Raw genomic sequence first — 20,293 nt, 5'->3', positions numbered from 1 at the left:
CTGCCACGTCGTTCTCGGTTGAGCTCCATGAATATCTTGTGGCGAGCTATCCTACGGCTTAGGCGAACAGTAAAACTTCAATCAGGGATGGCGCCGGCGCGGCAACCCGTTGCGCTGGCACACATCATTTAGACGTCGTTTGGCACCTAACCGTTCGGTCTAGGTGCAAGCTATGATTGAAAAGGTTGCAGCTTTCATAATAACCGGCACTAGAGAACGGACACGTCACGACTTCGGGGTAACAATTGGCATTTTCGTCTGCGGAACTACAAAGACTCGGTGACCTGCTAGCGGGTTATCACTTCCACATCCCGGACTACCAGCGCGGTTTCGCTTGGGGCGAAGCGCAGCTGGAAGCCTTGTGGAACGACCTTCACGTCACCGTGTCCTCCCAAGCCAAAGAACACTTCACCGGTGTTGTACTGATGCGCCAGCTGAATGAAGACAACGCGACGCTGCAGTCGGTGGAGCTAATTGACGGCCAGCAGCGAGTCATTAGCGCTATGACGCTTGCCAGTGCGCTCGCCCGACGCGCAAGCGCATCGGAGGGCGAGAGCCAACCCGCTGCGAGGCATGATTTCAAAGTAAGCTTCCTTGACAACGCCGAATTGCAGACCTACTTCAATTTCTGGACGTTGAATGACGAAAATGCGGCCGCCCGTGTCGGCCCCGACTGCTCCAGTTACGCCGCCAACCTCAAGAATGCCGCGCAATATTTCAGAAAGCGCGCCGCTGAACTACCGGATGCCTTTCACGCGCGCCAGTATCTGGATGTCCTGCTCGACCGATTCCGGTTGTTCGTGCTCGATGCGCACCCGGATTTCGACATTCACGTTGCATTTGAGACGCTGAATAACCGCGGCAAGAAGCTTTCAACGCTCGAATTACTAAAAAACCGGCTGATTTACCTGACCAACGTGTTGCCCTCCCGGGACGCCGAGGTCGACGTCAGCACCGACGAGCCACATCTGAACGGCAGAGCGCTACGCGAACAGGTTCATCTCGCCTGGAAAGGCATCTATACGTCCCTTGGCCGCAGTCCGGCCACACAGAACCACGACGACGAATTTCTCCGCGCGCACGCAGTTGCCTATTTCGGCGAAGTCAAGGACGCAGACTGGCTCGACAATGTCTTGCTGAATGAGACCTTTACGGCGAAGAACAAGTCGTTGGCGCTCGAAGACGTGTCCGCATATATCCGCAATCTCGAACAAGCAGCGGTTTGGTGGTCTCACGTGCACGAGACCAAACTGATGCCCACAACGCATCAGCTACACCTGGAGCGTATTGCACGCATTGGCCACGCCTATTTCAAGCCGCTCCTCCTGGCCGCCTACATGCGGGCCACTGCGCTCAACTCTGAGGCGCTTGGGGAGCCTCGCGCATACGAAGCGGACATTAAGCCTGTCGCAGGGCTTCTCGAGCAGGTCGAGCGCTTTATCGTACTGGTGCTCAACTTGTCGGGGCGAGCGAGTCACCTCGGTCGGTCGCATATGAACCGGATGGCGCACTCACTCCTGCGCCCAGACTCGCTCGACTGCCCTTGGAAGGATAAGGGCTTGCCTACGATGCCTGCAGACGACGCCATCGCGTTTGCGAAGAGCTATGTGAAGGCCTATATCGATAACGAGGAGGTTGGCGACTCCTGGTCTGACCCGCGCTTTGAGTGGGTGGGCGTGTATTCCGCTGCTGATGTACAGCGGCAGGTAGCGGCCCGACTCAGGGAGGGCACCGGTTACTACAGGTGGCCATTTGCCCGGCTCCTCCTGCTCGAATACGAAGAGGCCCGGCGTGAGGCGGGCAACAAACCCATTGCGCTTGAATGGCCGTGGGACGAATTCAGTTTCGATAAGACGGTAGAGCACATCTTCCCGCAGACGCCTGACGAGGACGGTTACTGGGATAGAGCCATCCCCATCGATGGCCGCGCCAAAGCCCTGAGAAAGGCCGTGGTCCACTCACTCGGTAACCTGATGCTTCTGTCGAACAAGGTGAATTCGAGCGTCTCAAACCTGCCATTCCGGGCAAAAGGCGGCACTAACAGCAAGCTTATGTCCTACGAGGTCGGCAGCCACTCGGAAACCCAGGTGGCACAAGTTTTTCGCGGGCGTGACTGGACTGTTGCGTGTATTGCTGCCCGCGGCATCGCCATGCTCAAGTTTGCGGAGGAGCGCTGGTCATTCAGATTGACCGAGGCGCCAGACAACTACAGCACATATCTCCCGTATCTGTTTGGGGACAAAGCTGACGCAGTTTACGCAGGGGAGGCAAGCAATGGCCGGCAGGTTGACGGTCGTGCCCTCAACGCGCTGGTGGACGCTTTGCTTGGGTAAACGGCTTGCGCGGACTCAGATTGAACCAGCATAGGCGGGCCAACCAATAATTTTGTGACAAGGTTCGCTCGCCATAGACCTATCGGTGGAGCCGGCTTGGCAACTTCATTGCACACCGGCATTACAGTTTGTGCCCTCCTCCACCAGCCGTCCTTCCCCAGTGGGTTCGGAATAGGCGGCGAAACTCGGCTACCTCTGGCGTCTGTTCGAACTCGTCGGTAGTACTCGCGGCCGGATAAGCCGGCTTCGCCAACCAAAAGCCTCGTCCGGCGCCGGGCTTTTTTGTGCGCGCCTCTCAGAACTCAAGCACGCGCCCGCTTCTGAGATGTGCGCGCACTTCGGCGCCGCTCTCAAAGGCGAGTTGCTTTCCGAACGCTTGCGCGATGCCCTCTAGTCCTTCACGGATACGGTTTTCGACGACAGGCACATGGGCATCAGAAAATAGCTCTTGACCTCTGGAAAGCCGAGCGCGCGACAATGGACTACCTCGGTGAGTGGCATACCCATCCGGAAGCTGTCCCTACACCGTCGTCAATCGATACCGGGGAATGGCGAAAGATTTGCGCAAAAAAGAGCGACTTCATGATGTTTCTGATTCTAGGTACTCGCAACGTGCTGTGGGTTGGAGCGGGCCGACGTGGCGAACTGCGTGGGGAAACTGCCGACGTGCCTAGCGAAAGTTGAACTGAATAGCGGACGAATGCTCCCCGCAACCGTGAAGCCGCAGGATGCCCCTCAAAGTGGAACAATGACGGCCGGAGGGCATTCGGGCCATGTGATGGCATTTCCCCTCGTCCATCGCTGCCTAAGCGTCTAAAAGGCATCGCTTATCGCGCGCCGATGCTTCAAACCTTCCTCCATGGGCGCAACTGCTGAAGACATAGACTCGGTTGGTGTCGCTCGCCGAACGGCTCGCGTGGAGCCCTCTTGACTCGACGGCGGCTTCCAGGGGCCGATGCGTCGTGAAGGCGAAATCCGAGGTGCCGTGCGCAAACGAAGGGCGCTAGAAAATGCTCCAGCGCCCCCCGAGGCATCAGTTTTGGTTACCGCTTGCCAGGTGCGGCTCAGCGGCCGGAAAGAGCCGTGTAACCAAAACTGAATCGGGGCTTCGTAACCGAAATTAATGCACCTGAGCACGCCACCCCGGATGACGCGAGCGCATCACTCCACCGTCACCGATTTCGCCAGATTCCTCGGCTTGTCGATATCCGCGCCCCGCAAGCACGCCGCGTGATACGCGAGCAACTGCAACGGCACGACGTGCAGAATCGGCGACAGCAACCCGTAATAATCCGGCATCCGCAATACCGACACGCCTTCGCCGTTGTCGATCCGCGTATCGGCATCCGCGAACACGTAAAGCTGCCCGCCGCGCGCCCGCACCTCCTGCATGTTCGACTTGAGCTTTTCGAGCAGCGCGTCGTTCGGTGCGATCGTGGCAACGGGCATCGTGTGCGTGACGAGCGCAAGCGGCCCGTGTTTCAGCTCGCCCGCCGGGTACGCTTCCGCGTGGATATACGAAATCTCCTTCAGCTTCAACGCGCCTTCGAGCGCGATCGGGTAGTGCAGCCCGCGCCCGAGAAACAGCGCGTTTTCATGCTGCGAGAACTCCGCCGCCCAGCGCGCGATCTGCGACTCCAGCCCCAGCACGTCTTCGAGCGCGCCGGGCAGGCGCCGCAACTGCGTCGTATAGCGCGCGAGTTGCGCATCGTCGACGTAGCCGCGCAGTCGCCCGAGCGTCACCGCGAGAATGAACAGCGCGACGAGCTGCGTCGTGAACGCCTTGGTCGACGCGACGCCGATTTCCGGGCCGGCCCGCGTCAGGAAGCGCAGTCCGGTCTGGCGCATCATCGCGCTGGTCGGCACGTTGCAGATCGCCAGCGTGTCGATGTGGCCGAGCGCCTGCGCGTACTTGAGCGCGGCGAGCGTGTCGGCGGTCTCGCCGGATTGCGACACGCTGACCACCAGCGTATTGGGCGTCGCGAGCGCATCGCTGTAACGGTATTCGCTCGCAATCTCGACCTGCGCGGGGATGCGTGCGATCGTCTCGAGCCAGCGGCGTGCGGTCAGGCCGGAGTAGTGGCTCGTGCCGCACGCGAGGATCAGCACGTTGTCGATCTGCTCGAACGCGCGCGCGGCGTCCGGGCCGAATACGGCGGGATCGAACAGCCCGGCATCGGGGATCGTCGCGGCCACGGCCTGCGGCTGCTCGAAAATTTCCTTCTGCATGAAGTGCCGGTAGGGGCCGAGCTCGACCACGCCCTGCACGGACGAAATGGTTTGTATCGCGCGTTCGATCGGCGCGCCGGTGCGATCGAGTACCCGCACGCCGCCCGGCGTCAGTTCGACGATGTCGCCTTCCTCGAGAAAGATGAAGCGGTCGGTGATGCCGGCGAGCGCGAGCGCATCGGACGCGAGAAAGCATTCGCCGTCCTTCACGCCGACGACGAGCGGCGAGCCGGCCCGCGCGCCGATCAGCCGCTGCGGCTCGTGCTTGCTGAACACCGCGATCGCGTAGGCGCCGTGCAGTTGCGAGGTCGCGTCGCGCACGGCGGCAAGCAGGTCGCCGCGATACTTGCTGTGGATCAGATGCGCGACTACCTCGGTGTCGGTCTGGCCGTCGAATTCGTAGTGCTCGTCGGACAGTTGCTTGCGCAACGTTTCATGGTTCTCGATGATGCCGTTGTGCACCAGCGCGATTTCGTCGCGCGAGAAGATCGGATGCGCGTTGCACGTTGCGGGCGCGCCGTGGGTTGCCCAGCGCGTGTGCGCGATGCCGGTGCTGCCGGCGAGGCCGGCGCTGCGCACGTGGGCGTCGAGATCGGCGACGCGCGACATGCTGCGCTCGCGGCGTGCCTGGCCGTCGACGACGGTCGCCACCCCGCATGAATCGTAGCCGCGATATTCGAGGCGGCGCAAACCTTCGATCAGAATCGGGACGATATCCCGTTGCGCGACCGCGCCGACGATGCCACACATGACACGTCTCCTTCCCTGTAGATTTCCCCGGACCGTGCGCACGCGTGGATCAGCGTGACGCGGTCTCCGTTGTCGCCGCCGTCGTGAAGCCGCATCGAGCGGGTGCGACCGGGTCGGCCATCCGGCTTTCGAATGCCAGGTAAAGCGCCTCCTCCAGTACGTTCCAGTGCGCGCCGTGCCGGTACGGCCCCGATCGTGCATGCCAGCACGCGACCGTGTTCATGTCGTTCATCTTGAATGCGACCAGTGCGATCAAGCCCCACGGATAGTCGGAGCTGGCGAGTTGCAGCCAGGTCTTGCCGTACTTCTGCATCCACTGCGCGTAGATCGTCTCGTTCGATTGCTGGGGAACCTGGATACCGGAAAGAAGCGGAAAGACCTGCGCGACTTTCGCCGGATAGAACGTCGTGTCGCTGATGCGCTGCGTGCTCGCGCGAAAGCCGGACTGCGTGCCGCGCCAGAACACCTTCAGGATCGCGGACGCGAGCCGGTCGGCGCGCTGGCTCCACGGGCCGGCGCGCGTGGCGTCGCCATGCCGGACGTAATACGCGGCGAGCGCCTGGAACGCGCTGTGGACCTCGACGTTGTCCATCAGCAGCGCGACGTGCAGCGTCGACGAGATCTGATAGACGCCCGCGGGCTTGCTGAGCAGCGCGTCCAGATGCGCGGCCGCGCGATCGAGGCTGAGTTCCCATGCGGCGGGCAGGCCCTCGGGCGGCGCGAAGCGGGCGAGCAGTTCGATCCAGGTCGCCATCATCGCATCGTCGGCGTCGGCTTCGGCACATGAGCTGTACTGGCCGCTCTTCACGCAGTAGCGATCGAACCCGCCGTCCGGGCGCTGGCGCGGCAGCAGCCACGCGATCCAGGCGAGCGCGGCCTGATGGGCGTCGAGCCCGGCGTCGGCGGCGCCGAGCAGCGCCTTCGCCGCGAAATAAGGATCGATGCCGGCGCCGTTCAGGCGCACGGTGATCGCGCCGTCGGGGCGTTGGTAGAGTCCGTTGAGCTGGAGTTCGGCGGCACTCGCCTGCAGCGCGACGCCGCACGCGGCGACACAGCAGGCGACGCACCAGAGGCGGCATAGCCGGGCGGTGGCCGCCACGCGTGCGCGTGCGGCCGGGAAAAGCGCGGGCCGGTTCATGATGGGGGGCTCCTGCGCGATGGTCCTGCGCAAATCCCGCCGCGCGCGGCGTTGGCCGCGCCACGCGCCGACGGGTGTGTCGATGTCGCGGCTCAGTGCACCTTGGCGCTGGTGAACTTGAGACTGGTGCCGCTGTTCGCGGTCACGAGCCAGTACGTCGAGTCGGTGATGACGACGCTGCCGAAGCCTTGCGTGATGACCGGCAGCGCGAAGCCCTTCTTCGGCAGGAGCCACGTCATGTTCGCGAGGCTGGTCGGATGGCTGGCGGCGAACGTCCAGCCGCTGCCCGTGTCGGTGGCCGACCACGTGACGTTCAGGCGTGCACGATCGAAGGTCGTGATGTCACTCATCGTGTACCACTTGAACTGACCCGTCAGTTTCAGCGTATTGGCTTGCGAGAAGATCGCGGACAACGTCGACGTGTAGGACGACGCGCCCAGCGGATGCGCATAGATCAACCGGCTCGTGCGGTTCGCGACGACGAAGTTCATCAGGGATGCGTACCAGTTGTTGACGTCGGCCGTCGGCACCGCGTATTGCTGGAACTCCTCGAACGTCGCGTACTTGCCGAACGGCATCACGGGGTACGCCCACAGGCCGGGGTTCAGCAACGCGCCGTTGCGGTATGCGCGGGTCGGTGCCGAGCCGGTGTGGCCGGTGAAGTAGTAGCCGTTGAAGCCGTTGCTTTCGAGCCAGTTGACCGACCAGGTCGGCGTGTTGCCTTCCGGCGCCGCGTATTCGACGTCCGGCTGGCCGGTCGCGGCCTGGACGGCCTGATGGTTCATCACGAGGTATTGCGTGAACGTGCTCGCGTTCGTTTCGCTCGCATTCGCCCCCCAGTAATCGTGAATCCAGCCGCCGTGGCTGCCGACGCGATGGCCCTTGGTCAGGAAATACTTGACGAGGTTCTGCGCGGTCGGGTTGTTGGCGAGGTTGACGCCGTTGCCGTCGCCGAAGGTCGCTTCGTCCGGGCCGGCCGTGATCACGAGCGAGAACGGCCCGTTGTTCCACACGCCGAGGTTCTTCAATTGCAGCGCCGGCTGGATCTGGTCGCCCGCGCAGAAGTGCCAGTTGAACACGAGCCCGGCCATCGCCTTCGGCAGCGGCGACAGCGACGGCAGGTTCAGCATCTGTGTGCCGAAATAATGCAGGTAGCCGTGAATCAGCATGCCGTCGGTCTGGCCGTCGAGGTAGGCGAGCGGAAGGTTGACGAACAGCACGCCGCCGTTGCCGTAGGTGTTGTAGCCGGACACCAGCCCGAAGGTCGGCGAGGTCAGGATCGTCGTGCCGGTGTACGTCCCCTGCGTGACGAAGCTCGGATAGGTGAGGAAGCCGTACACGTAGCCGGAGATGCCTTCGAGCGTGTCGCTGGTGGTGGCCAGCGTCGACGCGAGCGTGTTGGCCGTCTTGCCGGTCGACGTGCTCAGGAGCGAATTGGCGGTATACGTCGTGGTCTTCTTCAGCTTGCCGGTCACGGTGCCGGTCAGCTTCGGCGTGGTCTGGTTCAGCACGCCGCTGCCCGTGGGCGGCGTCGTGTACTTGAACCATGCGTCGTGGTTGTAATTGGCGAGGCCGCCCGGGTTCGACGGGCTGGCGGCCAGAAACTGCGCGCTACCCGACGACGTGTTCGTCGACGTGCCCGAGGTGCTCGTCGAGGCGAGCGCGGTCGCGGTCGTGGTGCTCGACGAAGCCGTGGTCCATGCCATCGACTTGCCGGGAGGCACCTGGAGCGTGCGCAGCCAGCTGCTCATGCCGGTCACGTTGCCGAGGCCGATCATGTTGCCGCCGTATTGGTCATACAGCACGTAGTCCACACCGACCATGCTGCTGAAGCGCGATTTCGGGCTGACGTAGAAGCCGGCGGAATTCAGCACGCCGAAATCGTAGACGAGCATCACCTTGCCGCCGTTCAGTGCGTAGTTCTGGATCGCCGTCACGAGCGCATCGGCGGCTGTCGTATGCACCTGGTCGGGCAGGATCAGGCCCGGATACTGCGACAGCGACGCGCCGGCCGCCATGAACTGGCTGTCGGTCATCACCTTGATCTGCAGCCCTTCTTCCTGCGCACTGTCGAGCCATGCGGACACGCGCGAATCGGGCAGCGTCAGCGTATCGGGCACCAACAGGAGAAGCTGGTTGGTGGCCGCCTGAACGCCGCCCGGACTGAATGCGAACGCGAGCGCGAACAGCGCGAACAGGATCCGCAAGAACTTGCCTGACTTTGCCAACATGGTGTGCTCCTCGCTCAAGGAATGGGGGCGTGCGGCAGCCGGAACGCGCGTGCCGCGAGGTCGACCAATCCAGCCCCGTAGGTGTGTGCGGCTGTCCGGTTCGTCGGGTATCGAGCGGTGCATGTCGACGGCGGACGGATCGCGCCAGGGCGCCGGGGCGCCGCGCTGCCTTCGCCGATGAGAGGACTCGATGCGACGTATTGAAAGAAGCGAACAACGTGCCATTGGCGCAGGAGGCCCGGTCCTGCTGGCTTCCTGCGATGCGGGCCGGGCGGCAGGGCCGGAAACGCGGCGGATTCGTTTCATCGCTGATACGGCGCGTTTGAACGCGCTATCAGCAGACGGAATCGCGATCGCGCGTCAGTGCGCCGGGCCAGCTTGCGCAGTAGGTATAGAGCGTGACCAGCAGGCCGATCAGCAGCGGCCCGCCGAGCAGGAAATAGCAGAACGGCAAGAACAGCAGCGAGCCGTGATGGATGATCGTCGCGTGCAGCAGCATCACGAACGGCAGCGCGAACACGAAGTAGCCGAGCACCAGCAGCGACGCGACGGCTTTTTGCAGCAGCGAGAAATCGAGCGGGTAGTACAGCGCGGCCATCACCAGCGGGATCACTGCGATCGCCGCGCCGTGCAGCACGAACATGTCGCGCAGGTGCAATTGCGGGACATACGGAAACGTGCCGGGCGCAAGCCAGAAGTATGCGCAGATCAGCAGCTGGGTGAAGCTCGCGATACGTAACAGATATGCAACAGGCAACCAGTTCTTCCGCCGGATGAAAGATGCGGCGAAGCCGGTCGCGCAGAGCGCGGCGGTGGCGGCCAGCAGCATGCCGCCCGGCATGCGGGCCGCGACGTCGATCGACAGCAGCGGCACGCGCGGTGCGTCGGGCGGGTAACCGATCACGATCACGTGAAGCGCCGGATCGAGCTGGTGCGCGCCCCACGCCATGACCGAGCGCCAGTAGCGCCACGCCAGCGGCAAGCCGAACCACAGCGACGCGTACAGCGCGGGCGTCAGCAGCGCGATCGACGACAGCCAGCGCTGCGGGTACGCGTGGGTGCGCAGCGAACGATCGACGGGAGGACGGACGGGATGCGTGTGCATGGCGCCCGCCCGGTTACCAGCGATAGAAGACGCTGAGCTCGCCGCCGATTCGTGAGTAGTAAGGGTTGTGGTAATAGTCGAATTCGAGCTGCGTTCCCCACTTGCGCGTGAACCAGTAGCGCCATTTCGCGGTGATCTCGTGGCTGCGGAAATCCGCGATCTGCGTGCCGGACCCGGTGACCTGATACGCCTCGCGGCCGACGCCGCCGCGCAGCACGATCACGCTCTTGCCGACTTCGCCGTAGGTGACGGCGCCGTAGTACGCCGGCGCCTTCACCGATCCGGGTGAATCGACCGTATAGTTCGCGCCCGCCTCGAAAATCCACTTCGGCAATGCATACCAGATCACGCCGGCGTGATACAGCTGATCGCGGTGGCCGCTGCGGTTCCATGCGTAGCCGGCGCCGAGCGACACCACCAGCGAACGATCGGACAATAGCTTGCGGTTGATCGACACGTCGACGCGCGCACTCGGCAGGATCGTGCCCGATGTGGTCCCGGAAAAGCCGATCCCGCCGAACCAGTCAGGGCCGAGGTCCTGCACGTAGGTCAGCGCGCCGAGCTGCGTGTTCTCGCCGAAGCGGTGCAGTTGCGCCAATTCGCCGAGCACGGTGCGGCCGCCATCCTGGTAGACGCCGCGCAGATGCACGCCGTACCAGTCGCCGTAGCCGTGCGTCAGGTGTGCGTTCGAATAGCCGAGCGTCAATTCGGTGTGCGATTCCTGCGGCGCCTGCACATGCGTGACGACTGCATCGGGCAGCGGCGGCCGGTTCGTGTCCTCGGGCGTGAACTCGGCGAGCGGCACGCCGTCCGGCAGGCCTTCGGCGTCCACGCGCACGAACATCGACTCGTCGCGCATCCGTGGCGTGATGACGGTCGCGGGGGCCGGAGGTTGCACGGCCGGCGTGGCGGCGGCATCGTCAGGCTGCTCCGCCAGCGCCGCGGGCGCGCCGAAGGCGACGCCGCACAGCATCGCGAGGGTGGCAACCGGCACGCGCGGGCCGCGATGGCTGGGGCGATCGGACATGAGGCGCTCCTTAACGGGATGTGTGGAACCAGCCGCTGCGCCACGCCACGAGATCGCCATGCACGCAGGCATGATTGACGACCGAGACGTCGCGCGCGCACGCACTGACCGGGTGACCGGCGACGCCGATGCGCGCCCCCGTCAGTCGCAGCAGGCCGCCGGCCGACACGACGCCGTCGATGCAGCTCGCGTGGGCGAGCAACACGTCGTCGCGCGCGAATACCGCGCCGTGCAGCAACGCATGACGTTCGAGTTCGACGCGATGCGCCTTGACGCTGCCGCGCAGCACGCAGCCTTCGCCGAGGACGAGCGCGCCTTCGACGATCAGGTTGCCCTGTACGACCGTGTGCGCGGGCAGGCGAACGTCGCACGGCAGCAGGTAACGGCCGTGCAGGAAGCGATGCGGCAGCGACGCGAAGTGGCGGGTGAGCGAGATCGCGCGGCGCGGGGCGGCCGGGGTGTCAGCGGGTCGCGGGCCGGGCGCCGCGCCGAAGACGAGCGGCTCGCCATACAGGCACGCGAAGCCGCCGGCGCCGCGCAGGCGCACCGTGTCGCCGACCACGACGCCGCGCAGCACCGCGTCGTCGACGTCGATCAGCGGCGCATGCGCGAGCGTGCCGATCGTCGCGCCGGCATGGATGTCGATGTGCTCGTCGGCGAACGCGTACGCGGCCTGCGCGCCTTCGTCGAGCGTGATCGTGCGATCGGCGTAGAGCACGTCGTCGCGATGCGCGTCACGTGCGACGTGGATCGCGTCCGCGTGCTGCACGGCCAGCCCGAGCGTTTGCCACGGCGGCACGGCCGACGCATCCGCCGGCGGCGTGCCGGCCACGTGGGCACGCAGCGCGTCGTGCCAGCGCGCGGCGAGCAGCGCCTGATCGACGAACGGCCCGTCGCCGATCGGGAGTGCCGCGACGTCGCTGCGCCGGATCAGTTCATGCAGCATCGGCAGGAACGGCAGGGCGAGTACGCTGGCCACCGGCACCATCACATTGAAGGTCGTCATCGCTCATCGCTCCGGTTTCAACTGCCGGCGAAAACGCTCGGTCTTGTCCCATTTCAGTTCGCGGCGAAACGCAGCGTCGAGCGCGAGTCCCCAGAGCGCGGAGACGACCGCCGCGATCGTCACGCAAAAGCCGACGACGTTGACCGGCACGAGCCGCAGGCGCGTCGCGCGGCCGTCGAGCCGCGCGGCGACGACGATCTCGAAGAACACGCCGAAGTTGCCGAAGGTGCTGAACGAGAACAGCGCGAACAGCGACAGGAGCAGGCCGAGCGCGGTCGAGTTGACGCCGTTGAACAGGTAGAGCGCGAGCGCGGCGCTCCACGCGATCGCGAGCAGCGCCGGCATCGTGAACACGCCGAGCAGCAGTGCGCCGTCGAGCCGGCAGCGCCGAGAGATCAGCGGATTGCGCAGCACCGGCACCAGATAGCGCAGCATCGTCTGGTTGTGGCCCTTCGCCCAGCGGGTCAGTTGCCGGGCGCGGACGGCCCAGCGCTCCGGCACTTCCTCGTAACATTCGGCGTGGTTCAGATAGACCGTGCGCCAGTCGCTCAGCAACAGGCGGTAGGTCATGTCGGTATCTTCGGCGAGCGTGTCGTCGCACCAGCCGCCCACGGCGTCGAGCGCACCCTTGCGGATGCCGCCGACCGTGCCGCCGTACTGCGGCACCAGGTCGAGATTGTTGCGGGCTTGCTGGTTGACCTGATAGCCGCCCGCGCGCTCGAGATCGAGCAGCCGCGCGAGCAGGTTGCTGTCGGCGTTCTGCGGCACGACACGGCCCATCACCGCGCCGACTTCCGGATCGAAGAACGGCGCGACGAGTTCCTTCAGCAGCCCCGGTCGAGGCAGGTAGTCGGCGTCGAATACCACCATGATGTCGCCGCGGATGAACCGCAGCGCATCCTTCAGCGCGGCTGCCTTGCCCGGCTTGCCGGTTTCGCGGTGAAACGGCTGGATCAGCTCGGGCGCGAGTGCCCGGACCTCGTCGATCAACGCTCGCGTGTTGTCGGTCGAGCGGTCGTTGACCGGGATGATCGTGAGCCGGTCGCGCGGGTAGGTCGTGGCCAGCAGCGCCATCAGGCAATCGACGATGACCGTTTCCTCGTTGTGGGCGGCGACGAATACCGTGAGCCGCGGCCAATCGCCGTGGGTCATCGTCCGGTAGGGCGCGTGTTGCGGCTTGAACAGGCGATCGAGGCTGAATACGTAATGCCGCGCGGCATACGCGCACGTCAGCAGCGTGAACAGCCACAGGTACGCCACGCACGGCATCAGCAGCAGCTCGGGATCGAACGTGATGCCCGGCGTGGCGGCGGGCGGCGGTTCGAGCGACGCGTCCGTGTCGGTCGCGGCCTGCGCGGCGAGCGAAAGCGTCACGCTATCGAGCGCGGTGCGCTCCATCGCGATCGCGAGGTTCGCGGCGTTCGCGGCAGTCGTGATGTTGGCGGCGGGCACGCTGAAGCGGGCCGGTTCGGCAATCGCCCGCGATCCGGTGTCGCGCACGATCAGCGAGCAGGCCAGCACGATCAGCAGCAGGATGCCTTGCTCGCAGAGTGACGCCGTCCGCGTTTTCGTCATGTCCTGGTCCCCGTGCCCGCGACGACGGCCGATGAGAGCTGAAGGCGCTCCGTGGATCGCGCGGATGTCAATGGAAGGTGGTGACGCGTTCGTCGCACAGGGGGCGGTTGTCGGTTGCCCCGGACGGACGCGTCGCGTCGCCTCCCGGCTTCGTTGCTTTGGCGTCCCCGTCTGTTTGCTGCCGTGCGAGTGCTTCGGGACGCACCTGTCTGACATTAAGCAAGGCGTGCGCCATCTGCCGGCATGCCCCGCGCGACAAGGGGGCGAGCGCCGCAGGCGAATGCGGGAGGCGCGCGGGCGGCGTGTTTTGATTCACTGACGAATCAGCGTGTGCGCGCCGCATTCGACTCCGCAGGGGCGATCGCACGCATTCGAACACGTCGCGCGGCGACCGGGGCGGTCCAACTTGTCGTGCCGCATTGTCGGCGCAGCCTGGCATGGCTGACCGTCGTGTGTCGTGCGTCGTGTGCGAGACGGCCCGGCGCGCTGAACGAACGCCGCTTTCACATGAGACAAATGGACCGGACTCCGATGTATTTGCCGGTTTTGGCGTGGCGTTACACATTCGCAACATTTCCCGCGCACCGATTCGTGTGATGCAAGCGCCGTCGTGCGCCGGGGAAATCCGGTGCGCGCGATGGCGGCCGACGCTCGCGTGCGCGCCGCGCGCTGCACAGACGAAAGCGTCGAATCGAGACGACGCAACGCGCGTCGAAAGATGCACGCCATTCGCCGTGTCGCGTGCGCTCGACATGCATGCACGATTCATCGGACGACGTCGTCAGACGGATCGCGCGCACGTCCGGCTGTTTATCGTTGTCGTGTCGATCCGGCGATGCGTGTGCCCGTAGCAGTTGTGAAACATTCCGCGACGCGCTGTTCGCACGCGATGGTCGCGGAACGAAGCGGGCCGGGAGGCGGGCCGGCTGGTTTGAATATTGCTGTAGTGGGAGGACCTGATGCTCGACGCAGCGAGGAACGGCTCATGACGTGATCGATCCAGTACGACGGGACGCCGGTAGTACGACGATTCGCGCGGCTTCGACCGTGCGAACGAGGTGGCGCGCTCGCCCCGCGACACCGCCGCGTGTTGATCGCGTGCGAGTACGGGATGCGCCGCCCGAATACATGCTTCGCGCCACGTGCCGGATCGCCAGGCGCGAAGTGGCTAAACGAGGATAACGATGAAGAAGATCTTGCTTGTGTTCGGGACTCGGCCGGAGGCCATCAAGATGGCGCCGCTGGTGCGCGCGCTGAAGGCGCAGGCGGATGTCGACGCCCGGGTGTGCGTGACCGCGCAGCATCGCGAAATGCTCGACCAGGTGCTGACGCTGTTCGACATCAAGCCCGACTACGATCTCAACCTGATGCGGCAAGGCCAGACGCTGACCGACGTGACGACCGGCATTCTTCATGCGATCGGCGTCGTCTTCGACGATTTTCGGCCGGACGTCGTGCTGGTGCACGGCGATACGACGACCACGCTCGCGGTGAGCCTGGCGGCGTTCTATCGCTATCTGCCGGTCGGTCACGTGGAAGCCGGCTTGCGCAGCGGCGACATCTGGTCGCCGTGGCCGGAGGAACTGAATCGCCGCGTGACCGATGCGGTGTCGTCATGGCATTTCGCCCCCACCGGGCAGGCGCGCGACAACCTGCTGAGCGAAGGCGTGCCGGGCGGGGCGGTCTCGCTGACCGGCAATACCGTGATCGACGCGTTGCACGAGGTCAAGCGCATGCTGGATCGCACCGCCGCGCTGTCGGACCGGATCGCCGCCTACTTCCCGTTCCTCGAGCCGTCGCGGCGTGTCGTGCTGATCACCGGCCATCGCCGCGAAAGTTTCGGCGAACCGTTTCGGCATTTCTGCGACGCGCTGTGCACGCTGGCGGGCCGCTATCGCGATGCGCAATTCGTCTATCCGCTGCATCTGAACCCGAACGTGCGGGAGCCGGCACGCGCACGGCTCGGCGGCGTTCCCAACATCTACCTGATCGAGCCGCAGGAATATCTGTCGTTCGTATTCCTGATGTCGCGCGCGTATTTCATCATCACGGATTCGGGCGGCATTCAGGAAGAAGGGCCGGCGCTCGGCAAGCCGGTGCTCGTCACGCGCGAGACGACCGAGCGGCCCGAAGCGATTCAGGCCGGCACCGCGCGGCTCGTCGGCACCGACCGGGAGCGGATCGTGTGGGAGGCGTCGCGGCTGTTCGACAGCGAGAGCGCTTACGAGGAAATGTCGCGCGCGAGCAATCCGTATGGCGACGGCCATGCGAGCGAGCGGATCGTTCACGCGCTGATGCGCACGCCCGGCGTGCCGACGAAGACGACGAGTTTTGCGATGGGCGCCGCGGAAATGCCGTTCAATGCGCTCACGCTCGGATTGCAGGCGTTGCGCTCGCCGTGAAGAAGGACGCGCGGTAGCGCCTGCCGGCGTGTTCCACGCAGGCATCAAACATCCGGTCCGGCCGCGAGGTCGGCCGGATGTTTGCCTGTATGCGACCCGGAACCCATTTTCCCGATGCATTCAAAAGTGTTTTCGCCGGAAGCCTCTTTCGCGGAACGGCGCCGCGCACGGATACTTCTGCGGATATCCACCCCGCCTCTTCCGAAAATCGCATCGACGGGCGGAACTCCGATGCGGGGTCCGTTGCATTCGCACTTGCACGGGATCGCCGAGCGCCCGTCGCGTGTCACACCATGCCCATCCCCATGACTCAATTCATTCATCAAGCCTCGTTGCCGGCCCGCTATCGGGCGTGGACCTGGCAAGGCAGCGAGCATCCCGCGCAGTTGCGTCTCGAACAACGCGAAATGCCGGGGCTGAAGCCCGGCCAGGTGCTGGTCCGCAACCACGCGATCGGTCTCAATCCGGTCGACTGGAAAGTGCTTGGCGGCGCGCTCGTGAACTGGCGTCTCGGGCATGTGCCCGGCGTCGATGGCGCGGGCACGGTGGTCGCGGTTGCGGACGACGCGATGCGCTACCTGCTGGGCCGCCGCGTCGCCTATCATCAGGCGCTCGGCGAGCACGGGAGTTTCGCGGAATACACGCCGGTTGCGGCCGGCGTGCTGCTGACGGTGCCCGACACGCTCGATTTCGAAACGGCGGCGAGCGTTCCGTGCCCGGCGCTGACCGCATGGCAGGCGCTCGAGAAGGTACCGTGCCGCGTGGCGAGGGAAATCCTCGTCAGCGGCGCGGGTGGCGCGGTCGGCAACTACCTGGTGCAGATCGCCGCCGATCGCGGGTTCGTGGTGTCGGTGTCGAGCCACGAACGACATTGGGAGCGCCTGCGCGAGCGAGGGGCAAGCCATTTCCTGCCGGGCGCCGTCGATGAAACGATCGGCGCGACGCCCGAACTGGCCCGGCGTTTCTATGCGGTGTTCGACAGCATCGATGCGCGGTACGCGGCCCGCTGGGCACCTGCAGTGGCCGCGAACGGGCATATCGTGTGCATCCAGGGGCGCTTCGACACGCCGCCGCTGCCGCCGTTCACGTCGAGCGCGTCGCTTCATGAAGTCGCGCTGAATGCGTTGCACACGTATGGCGACGATGCGGCGTGGCTCGAGACGACCACGGCGGGCAGCATGCTGCTCGCCGGTATCGCGAACGGCCGGATGCAACCCGAAGCACGCGTCACGGGCGACTTCGAGAAGTTGCCCGCGCAACTGGAAGGGCTCCGGCATCGGCGGTTCTCGGGCAAGCCCGTGGTGCTGGTCGACTGACGGGCGCGATCGGCCGTCGACGCATGCCGTTTCCGGCCGAAATCCCGTGCCGTTTGCCTAAAACTCTCGAACCGCGTCGATCCGACGTCAAATTCGAAATGGTTCGATAATGCGGACGGCGATCCATGCGGACGAGCGGCCGGCCGGCGTGACGTTGAAAGGTTGCGCGGGCAACCGGCCGACAGCATCGTTCGCAGTATCAGCCCGACCGTGCTGCACGCGACACGGTCGACGAAACGGTGCCACGCCTGCCTGATCGTTCGGAATGTGCGCCGCGCCGTTCGAATCCCCACTCGATGCCTGCCCGGCGGGCATCGCAACCAGGAGGTGAACGATGATCACGCTGACCGTCAACGGTAGCGAGCAGCACTTCGACGGCAATCCCGACATGCCGTTGCTCTGGTATCTGCGCGATGTGCTCGGCCACACCGGCACCAAGTTCGGCTGCGGGATGGCGCTGTGCGGCGCGTGCACCGTGCATCTCGACGGCGTGGCGATCCGCGCGTGCATCACGCCCGTTGCGGTCGCCGCCGGCAAGCGCGTGACGACGATCGAAGGCTTGTCGACGGACCTCACGCACCCGCTGCAGCAGGCGTGGCAGGAGCTGAACGTCGCGCAATGCGGCTACTGCCAGTCCGGGCAGATCATGCAGGCCGCGTCGCTGCTGAAGACGAATCCCCATCCGACCGACGCCGACATCGACGGTGCGATGTCCGGCAACATCTGCCGCTGCGGCACCTATACGCGCATTCGTGCGGCGATCCGGCTGGCCGTGCGCCGCGGAGGTGCCGCATGAGCGCGCCCGAACTCTCCGTGCACAACGAAAGCCGTCGCGCGCTGCTGCTGGGCTTCGCATCAGGCGGGCTGTTGCTCGCGTTCGGCGTGCCGTCGCTCGCGCAGGCGGCCGCGCCGGTGCAGCCGCCCGTCAGCGCGAATCCGCAGTACGGCGGCGCAGGGATGCCGCACGGCTTGCGCGACGATCCGAACCTGTTCGTGGCGATCGCCCCGGACGGCACCGTCACGGTGACCTGCATCCGCTCCGAGATGGGGCAGGGCGTGCGTACGAGCGTGGCGCTCGTGGTGGCCGACGAGCTCGGCGCGGACTGGGCACGCGTGAAGGTCGCGCAAGCGGTAGGCGACGAGCCGCGCTACGGCAACCAGAACACCGATGGTTCGCGCAGCCTGCGCCAGAGCTTCGCCGCGCTGCGCCGAGCGGGCGCGGCCGCGCGCACGATGCTCGAGCAGGCCGCGGCAGCGACGTGGGGCGTCGACGTGCGCCAGGTGAAGGCGACGGTGCACGAGGTCGTCGACACGAAAACCGGACGCAAGCTCGGCTTCGGCGAACTGGCCGCGAAAGCCGCCGCGCTGCCGGTGCCCGATACGAAAAGCGTGGTGCTGAAGGCGCCGGCGGAATTCCGCTATATCGGCAAGGGCAAGACGGCGCTGATCGACGGACGCGACATCGTCGGCGGGCGGGCGCAGTACGGGATCGATACGCGGCTCGACGGCATGCTGTACGCGGTCGTCGCGCGCCCGCCGGTCTACGGCGATACGGTGGCGTCGTTCGATGCATCGGCGGCCGGGAAGCTGCCGGGTGTCGTGAAGGTCGTGCAACTGGCGTCGACGCCGCTGCCTTCCGGCTTCCAGCCGTTGGGCGGCGTAGCCGTGATTGCGCACGATACGTGGACGGCCATCCAGGCACGCGCGCAGTTGAAGATCGACTGGAAGCACGGACCCAACGCGGGCTACGACTCGGCCGAATATCGCAAGGCGCTCGAAGCGGCTGCCGCGCAGCCGGGCGACGTGATCCGCAGCGACGGCGACGCGGCGGCGGCACTCGCCGGTGCGGCGAAACGCGTGCGCGCGACGTACTACATTCCGCATCTCGCGCACGCGACGATGGAGCCGCCCGCGGCCGTCGCGCGGGTGGCCGACGGCCGCTGCGAAGTATGGACCTGCACGCAGGCGCCGCAGACCACGCGCGACGAAATCGCGAAGGCGCTCGGCTTGCCGACGGAGCGCGTGACGGTCAACGTGACGCTGCTCGGCGGCGGGTTCGGCCGCAAGTCGAAGCCCGACTACGTGGTGGAAGCCGCGCTGCTGTCGAAGGCGGTCGGCGCACCCGTGAAGCTGACCTTCACGCGCGAGGACGACATCGCGCACGACTACTTCCACGCGGTGTCGCTCGAAGCGTTCGACGGCGGGATCGATGCGTCGGGGAAGGTGGTCGCGTGGCAGCATCGCACGGTCGCGCCGTCGATCCAGTCGACGTTCCGGCCCGGCGTCGTGCACGAGCAGCCGGGCGAGCTCGCGCAAGGCATCGCGGATCTGCCGTTCGCGATTCCGAACGTGCGGATCGAGAATCCGGCCGCGCAAGCGCACACGCGGATCGGCTGGTTCCGCTCGGTGTACAACATTCCGCATGCGTTCGGCATCCAGAGTTTCGTATCGGAGCTCGCGCATGCGGCCGGCCGCGATCCGAAGGATTTCCTGCTCGACCTGATCGGGCCCGCGCGGCGTTTCGAGCCGCACATCACGGTGAAAAACGTGAACTACGGCGAGGACCCCGCGCTGTATCCGGTCGATACGGGGCGGCTGCGGCGCGTGGTCGAGACGGTCGCGCGCGAAGCCGGATGGGGGCGCAAGCTGCCGAAGGGGCACGGGCTCGGGATCGCCGCGCATCGCAGCTTCGTGTCGTACACGGCCGCGGTGTGCGAGGTGCAGGTCGACGCGGACGGCAAGATCTCGGTGCCGCGCGTCGACATCGCGATCGACTGCGGGCCGCAGGTCAATCCGGAGCGCGTGCGTTCGCAGCTCGAGGGCGCGGTGGTGATGGGGCTCGGCATCGCGCTGCACGGCGAGATCACGTTCAAGGACGGCCGCCCGGAGCAGAGCAACTTCAACGGCTTCCAGGTGCTGAGGATGAACGAGGCGCCGCGCGAGATCCGCGTGCATCTCGTCGCGCCGGACGATTACGCGACGCCGCTCGGCGGTGTCGGCGAACCGGGCCTGCCGCCCGTCGCGCCGGCGCTGACCAACGCGATCTTCGCGGCGACCGGCACGCGTATCCGCAGCCTGCCGGTGGCCGATCAGCTCGCGAAACCGCAGGCCGATTGACGCAGCATCTGTCCCTCGCCGGGCCGCATCGTGCGGCCCGGCTCACTTCGAGCCCTGAACGAGG

At 65.7% G+C, this 20,293-nt stretch carries 13 protein-coding genes; 6 read left to right on the top strand and 7 right to left on the bottom strand.

What is annotated here, in order from left to right:
* Positions 1-245: 245 nt before the first annotated feature.
* Positions 246-2,333 (top strand): DUF262 domain-containing protein, encoded by a 2,088-nt coding sequence (locus tag BLS50_RS01750; RefSeq protein WP_074800298.1) that lies wholly within the window; start codon positions 246-248, stop codon positions 2,331-2,333.
* A gap of 327 nt (positions 2,334-2,660) precedes the next feature.
* Entirely contained in the window at positions 2,661-3,017 is a 357-nt protein-coding gene (locus BLS50_RS01745; protein WP_256333910.1) for a Mov34/MPN/PAD-1 family protein, read from the top strand.
* A gap of 477 nt (positions 3,018-3,494) precedes the next feature.
* Here BLS50_RS01745 and glmS read toward each other — a convergent pair whose 3' ends face one another.
* The 7 genes from glmS to BLS50_RS01710 all read right to left on the bottom strand — a co-directional run bounded on the left by glmS (position 3,495) and on the right by BLS50_RS01710 (position 13,394).
* Positions 3,495-5,312, bottom strand: coding sequence for a glutamine--fructose-6-phosphate transaminase (isomerizing) (gene glmS, locus BLS50_RS01740; protein WP_074800295.1), 1,818 nt, complete (start codon positions 5,310-5,312; stop codon positions 3,495-3,497).
* Between the two features lie 49 nt (positions 5,313-5,361).
* Positions 5,362-6,450 (bottom strand): hypothetical protein, encoded by a 1,089-nt coding sequence (locus BLS50_RS01735; RefSeq protein ID WP_069232470.1) that lies wholly within the window; start codon positions 6,448-6,450, stop codon positions 5,362-5,364.
* A 92-nt stretch (positions 6,451-6,542) separates the two neighbouring features.
* A complete protein-coding gene (locus BLS50_RS01730; protein WP_074800292.1) occupies positions 6,543-8,681 on the bottom strand; it encodes a polysaccharide deacetylase family protein in 2,139 nt (712 codons plus the stop codon).
* A gap of 334 nt (positions 8,682-9,015) precedes the next feature.
* A complete protein-coding gene (locus BLS50_RS01725) occupies positions 9,016-9,786 on the bottom strand; it encodes a hypothetical protein (protein ID WP_074800289.1) in 771 nt (256 codons plus the stop codon).
* 13 nt (positions 9,787-9,799) lie between these two features.
* Complete coding sequence (locus BLS50_RS01720; protein ID WP_053526736.1) at positions 9,800-10,813, bottom strand: YaiO family outer membrane beta-barrel protein; 1,014 nt, start codon at positions 10,811-10,813, stop codon at positions 9,800-9,802.
* Between the two features lie 10 nt (positions 10,814-10,823).
* Positions 10,824-11,819, bottom strand: coding sequence for a bactofilin family protein (locus tag BLS50_RS01715; protein WP_074800286.1), 996 nt, complete (start codon positions 11,817-11,819; stop codon positions 10,824-10,826).
* Positions 11,820-11,822: 3 nt separating this feature from the next.
* Positions 11,823-13,394 carry a glycosyltransferase family 2 protein gene (locus BLS50_RS01710; RefSeq protein WP_074800283.1) on the bottom strand — a complete coding sequence of 524 codons (1,572 nt, stop codon included), beginning with the start codon at positions 13,392-13,394 and terminating at the stop codon, positions 11,823-11,825.
* A gap of 1,184 nt (positions 13,395-14,578) precedes the next feature.
* On the opposite strand from BLS50_RS01710, the gene wecB reads away from it, so the two are divergent.
* The 4 genes from wecB (at position 14,579) to BLS50_RS01680 (ending at position 20,229) form a co-directional block, all read left to right on the top strand.
* Positions 14,579-15,796 (top strand): non-hydrolyzing UDP-N-acetylglucosamine 2-epimerase, encoded by a 1,218-nt coding sequence (gene wecB / locus BLS50_RS01700; RefSeq protein ID WP_074800278.1) that lies wholly within the window; start codon positions 14,579-14,581, stop codon positions 15,794-15,796.
* 305 nt (positions 15,797-16,101) lie between these two features.
* Positions 16,102-17,112 (top strand): zinc-binding dehydrogenase, encoded by a 1,011-nt coding sequence (locus tag BLS50_RS01690; protein WP_011694252.1) that lies wholly within the window; start codon positions 16,102-16,104, stop codon positions 17,110-17,112.
* Between the two features lie 334 nt (positions 17,113-17,446).
* Positions 17,447-17,908 (top strand): (2Fe-2S)-binding protein, encoded by a 462-nt coding sequence (locus BLS50_RS01685; RefSeq protein WP_074800271.1) that lies wholly within the window; start codon positions 17,447-17,449, stop codon positions 17,906-17,908.
* Positions 17,905-20,229 (top strand): xanthine dehydrogenase family protein molybdopterin-binding subunit, encoded by a 2,325-nt coding sequence (locus BLS50_RS01680; RefSeq protein ID WP_074800268.1) that lies wholly within the window; start codon positions 17,905-17,907, stop codon positions 20,227-20,229. The genes BLS50_RS01685 and BLS50_RS01680 overlap by 4 nt, the downstream gene beginning before the upstream one ends.
* Positions 20,230-20,293 lie beyond the last annotated feature (64 nt).

This window comes from Burkholderia orbicola (assembly GCF_900100915.1).
GTDB lineage: Bacteria > Pseudomonadota > Gammaproteobacteria > Burkholderiales > Burkholderiaceae > Burkholderia > Burkholderia orbicola.
The sequence above is the reverse complement of the archived record's forward strand: the minus strand, read 5'-3'. Positions and strand labels throughout refer to the sequence as shown.